We start from the raw sequence: 4,775 nt of genomic DNA, 5'->3' as shown, positions 1-4,775 counted from the left end.
CGGCGCGACCGACGGTATGCCGCACGGTCGGCGTGGCGGTCGCTGGCGACGAGGAGATCGCCAGGCTGTCCGCGCGGCTCGATCTCGCCTACCGCGAGACAGCGGCGCGCGTACCGGACAACGATGCCGTGACCATCACGAAAACGGCGAGCGGCGCCGACCTGTCGATCGCACCGCTCGACAGGATCGACGAGCCACTCAGCCTCACCGATCTCCATAGGGCAATCGACGCGCGCTTGCCGCAGCTGGATCTTCCCGAGCTGATCCTGGAGATGCATGCGCGAACCGGTTTCGCGGCGGCGTTCACGCATGCCAGCGAAGGCAATGCACGCGCCGAGGATATAGCGACGACGATCTGCGCGGTGCTTGTCGCGGAGGCCACCAATACCGGATTCGAACCGCTTGTCCGTCCCGAGGTGTCCGCGCTGCGCCGGTCACGGTTGAGCTGGGTGAAGCAGAACTTCATCCGCGCCGAGACGCTGACCACAGCCAACGCGCTGCTGGTCGCGGCCCATAACAGGATACCACTGGCCCGCGTTTGGGGCAGCGGCGAGGTCGCCTCTGCCGATGGACTGCGTTTCACCGTGCCAGTCCGCACGATCCACGCCGGCCCAAACCCGCGCTATTTCGGGCGCGAACGCGGCATCACCTGGTACAATCTGGTTTCTGATCGCTTTTCCGGGCTGAATGCTCTGACGGTGCCCGGCACGTTGCGCGACAGCCTCTATCTGCTTGCCGTCGTGCTCGACCAGGAAACCGAATTGCGGCCAGGCGAGATCATGACCGACACAGCCGGCTACACCGACACGATCTTCGGCATTTTTCACCTGCTCGGGCTCCAGTTCTCGCCGCGCATCGCCGACATTGGCGGCGCGCGGTTCTGGCGTGTCGATGGCAAGGCCGATTATGGCGTGCTGGATGACCTCGCCGCGAATAGGATCAACACCAGGCTGATTGTCGAACATTGGGATGATCTCCTTCGACTGGCCGGATCGCTCAAACTCGGCGTCGTGCGCGCGACCGATCTCACCCGTGTCCTTCAGACCAATGATCGCCCCACCAGGCTGGCACGTGCCCTTCAGGAGCTTGGCCGCCTCATCAAGTCACTCTACATGCTGCGGTTCATCGACGACGAAACCTACCGGCGCCGGATCCTGGTCCAGCTCAATCGCGGCGAGAGCCGCCACCTGCTTGCCCGCACCATATTCCACGGCAAGCGCGGTGAACTTCGCCAGCGCTACCGCGAAGGGCAGGAGGATCAGCTCGGCGCGCTCGGGCTCGTCGTCAACCTGGTCGTGCTCTGGAACACGATCTACATCGACGCGGCGGTCAGCCAGCTACGCGCCGAAGGCCATGTGATCCTGGACGAGGACGTCGCCCGCCTCTCGCCGCTTGGTTCCAGGCACATCAACATGCTCGGGCGCTATGCCTTCACCATTCCCGACATCGTGGCGCGCGGCGAGTTGAGGCCGCTACGCGATCCTGGTGCCACAGGTATCGACGATGCTTGAAGCCCCTTATGTAGGTTTTCTGTTCCGTTGCTACTCAAACCCCAGCTTGGGGCCGACTGGGCCTTATAAGCGTGCGCGCACGCTTATTCTTGCCAACCCCTTAAACTTGAGCCAGTTATGACGCGCTGATTCCGCCTTGGAGTCGGCGATTCATCTGTTGCGTGCGGGGTGGCTCCCCGAGGCGACAGGGCAACAAAAAACCCTCGCTTGGCTGAGCGAGGGCTGTTTGTGCCACCGAAGGTGAGCGCGTCTAACTTGGCTCCCTTTATCGGTGGTGCGGCAGCGAAAGTCAATCTCGAAAGCGTGCTTTCGGGAGCGATGGCGCTTGGCCTCGCGGGACCGACGAAGGGAGGTCCGCATGACCACTTCCATAGGCGCCGTGCTGCGTAGCACTGGCCTCGCCAAGATCGACCGCGCCTTGCTAGCGCGTGCCGAAAAACCGCGCGTCAAAGTCTGGGCCGGCAGCATCGCCGTAGGCCACGAGAAGCGGGCGAAGGCCTACACGCCGATCCGCAATGCTCGCCAGATGCGCGAGATGATCGAAGCCGCAAAGCTCTACGAGCGGCAGACGCTCGCGCAGCGGCGGACAACCACGCCGCGCATTCGTAACGGTGCGATCGGACAGGCCGGCATCCAGATTATCGAGTTCCTGGCCCGCGTCATCGACTATAGCACCGGCGCGTTGTTCCCCAGCCTTCACACCATCATGGAGGGAACCGGCCTCAGCAAAAATTGCGTCGTTCAGACGCTTTCGCGCCTCAAAGAGGCGCGCATTATCGACTGGTTCCGGCGCTACGAGCCGGTTCCCGATCAAGAAGCGCAAGGCGCTGGCCCGCGCATCAAGCAGGCCACGAACGCCTATCGCTTCCTCTTCCCCGCCTTCCTCTCCAAAATCTTCGCCGCTCGCCGCCGTCGCGGCATCGCGGCTGACCCAGCCCCCGCTTGCGAACAGTATCGCCAGATCGAGGCGGCGCGCGACATGGAGCGCATGAGGGATCAGCTGCCCCTATGGGAGCTAACCCGTGAAGAGCGGGACAAGCGCGAGCTGGCCGATATTCTCGCCAGCTTGGGCGAAGCGATTGAGGCGAAAGAACGTGAGTCATCCGCAAGTGAAGATAACCGGCGGAGATATTTATATTGAATGGCCCTAGTCGGGCCATGCGCGATATTGGCATATATCCCGGCCGTTTGCCCGCCTCCGTGAAATGTGTATAAATCCCAATGTAGGGATACCGTTGACGAAAGAAGTTCGATGCAGATGGACGTCGAAGCACGCGCACGTCGGATCGTAGCGGATATGGGCGGCCACTGGCGCGGCTCATATGGCATGGTTTGCTGCCCAGCCCACAACGACCGCAATCCGTCGCTCCAAGTCACCCCCGGCAAGAAGGCCGTCCTGTTCAAATGTTGGGCCGGTTGCAGCCAGGAAGCCGTATGGTCCGCGCTCAACAGCCGCAAAATCAATCGTCACACCAGCGGCGAGACGGTCGATCGCGCGCCTGAACCCTCGCGCCGGAAGCTCGCCCTGCAACTATGGGATTCCGCCGTGCCGATCGCGGGCACCGCGGCTGAACGCTATCTGCGTTCGCGCGCAATCGACCCGACCGGCCTCAAGGTTCGCTTCGCACCGCGCTGCATCGTTGGCCCGCCCGATGCCCGCGAAGAGCATCCTGCCCTTCTCGTGCCGTTCGAGGCCGATGAAGGCATAATCGCCGTGCAGCGGATCTTGCTCGATCCAGCAACCGGCGAGAAACGCTACCATGCGGCGCTGCGCGAGGCGAAATTGACGCTTGGCCTGGTCCGACATGCCGCCATGCGGATCGGCGGCCAGCCACCCGGCGACGTGCTGCGCCTCGCGGAAGGCTTCGAGGAAGCCGTTTCCGTGTCCCAGCTTAGCGCCGGGAAATTTAAGGTATGGGGCGCGGGCGGCATTCGCCGCTATGGCCTGATCGCGATCCCCGAACGCATCCGCAAAATCGTCATCTACTCGCAACACGGCCAGGAAGCGGCACAGGCCATAGAGGACGCGCGCGGCCACCTCACTGCCAACGACCGCGAATTGAAAATCATCCTCCCGCCAGCCCCGGCGCCGATGGACTGGAACGACATTCTTCAGGAGAAAGCCAGGTGCTGATCCGAGGTTTCAAAAAATGGCCGCGAAATCAGCAAATCGCGTTGCCGATTCTCTCTGTTTTCGCGTTCGGTGCGCTGTTCAATCAGATGCAAGCAAGGAATAGCGAGCCAGTTTCGATCCACGTCGAGAACCCGCGCATTATCGACGGCGATACGCTCGAAACGCTCGATAAAAAGCGGGTGCGGTTGTCGGGAATCGATGCGCCGGATGAGGACGGTAAGGGCAATGTGCCCAAGATCGCAGCGCAGCTCTATTTGGAAGAGCTGGTGAAGCAAAATGGCGGCATGGATTGCACCAGCGATTTTCAGGACGAAAAGCTGACGATCGAGCCGATATGCAACACGCGGCGGACAAGCTGGGGCCGGTCTAACCTGTCGTGCCGGTTTCGGTCGAATGGGGCATCTGTTTCGGCAACGATGGTGCGCCATGGATATGCCGTTGATTACAGGCAACATTCAGGGCTGGCCTATGCCCGTTTCATGAAAGATGCAGCCGACGAGCGGCGAGGCCTTTGGGGTGTCGATTACGAGGCGATGAGGAATCTGGCGATCGAGAGGGGCCAGTTGCCGAACAAGTGCAAATGATCGGAGCCGGGAACCTGCCCTATTCCACCCCACGGCTGCGCCGCGCGGCTCCACGGAGCCAGCAAAGCCGTCTCCGCCCATTCGGGTGACGGTCAGGGCTATAAGGGAAGATTAGCATGAATGATGCGATGCGAACGACGATGCAGGCCGCGCCCAGGCACAGTGCATCGCCGCGCGTCGAGGCAATCGCGGCATGGCTGATCGCCGCGCTCATTCTCGCAGGCGGCGGTATCGTTGCACGCCTGATCGTCGATTATCCGCGGCTCCTGCCGAACAGCTATATCGGCTTCCTTATCTACCGCGCTGGACCCACGATTGCGCTGCTATGGGCCTGTGCCGGCGCTGCGATCGCGATCAATGCCGCGACGACACGCCTGATGCTCTTGTCCGCATTGTGCGGATCAATCGTTGCGGTTCTCGCTCTCGCCATTCTCTAGCCGCTAAATGTGCGGCCCTGGGCCGCGCCTTGCCGGTGGTGGCAGCTGCCACCGGGGGGGAACACCAAGGGCACCCGCCCTTTCGTTCCCGAAGCATAATCGACAGGAC

General features: G+C 62.2%; 5 protein-coding genes. All 5 read left to right on the top strand.

Translation table 11 applies throughout. From position 1 onward, the window contains the following. Positions 1-1,511 (top strand): Tn3 family transposase (locus AX735_RS02475; protein ID WP_156447397.1); only part of this gene is annotated, 1,511 nt, incomplete at its 5' end. 358 nt (positions 1,512-1,869) lie between these two features. Next, positions 1,870-2,652, top strand: coding sequence for a hypothetical protein (locus tag AX735_RS02470; protein ID WP_059153610.1), 783 nt, complete (start codon positions 1,870-1,872; stop codon positions 2,650-2,652). A gap of 111 nt (positions 2,653-2,763) precedes the next feature. Continuing rightward, positions 2,764-3,645 carry a DUF7146 domain-containing protein gene (locus AX735_RS02465; RefSeq protein WP_059153609.1) on the top strand — a complete coding sequence of 294 codons (882 nt, stop codon included), beginning with the start codon at positions 2,764-2,766 and terminating at the stop codon, positions 3,643-3,645. Continuing rightward, positions 3,639-4,229, top strand: coding sequence for a thermonuclease family protein (locus AX735_RS02460; protein ID WP_020819817.1), 591 nt, complete (start codon positions 3,639-3,641; stop codon positions 4,227-4,229). The genes AX735_RS02465 and AX735_RS02460 overlap by 7 nt, the downstream gene beginning before the upstream one ends. 116 nt (positions 4,230-4,345) lie before the next feature. Further along, positions 4,346-4,666 carry a hypothetical protein gene (locus AX735_RS02455; protein ID WP_020819818.1) on the top strand — a complete coding sequence of 107 codons (321 nt, stop codon included), beginning with the start codon at positions 4,346-4,348 and terminating at the stop codon, positions 4,664-4,666. Positions 4,667-4,775: the final 109 nt, after the last annotated feature.

Source organism: Blastomonas sp. CCH1-A6 (genome assembly GCF_001556365.1).
Classification (GTDB): domain Bacteria; phylum Pseudomonadota; class Alphaproteobacteria; order Sphingomonadales; family Sphingomonadaceae; genus Blastomonas; species Blastomonas ursincola.
Note: the sequence above shows the minus strand (reverse complement) of the source record. Positions and strands in the feature narration are given on the sequence as shown.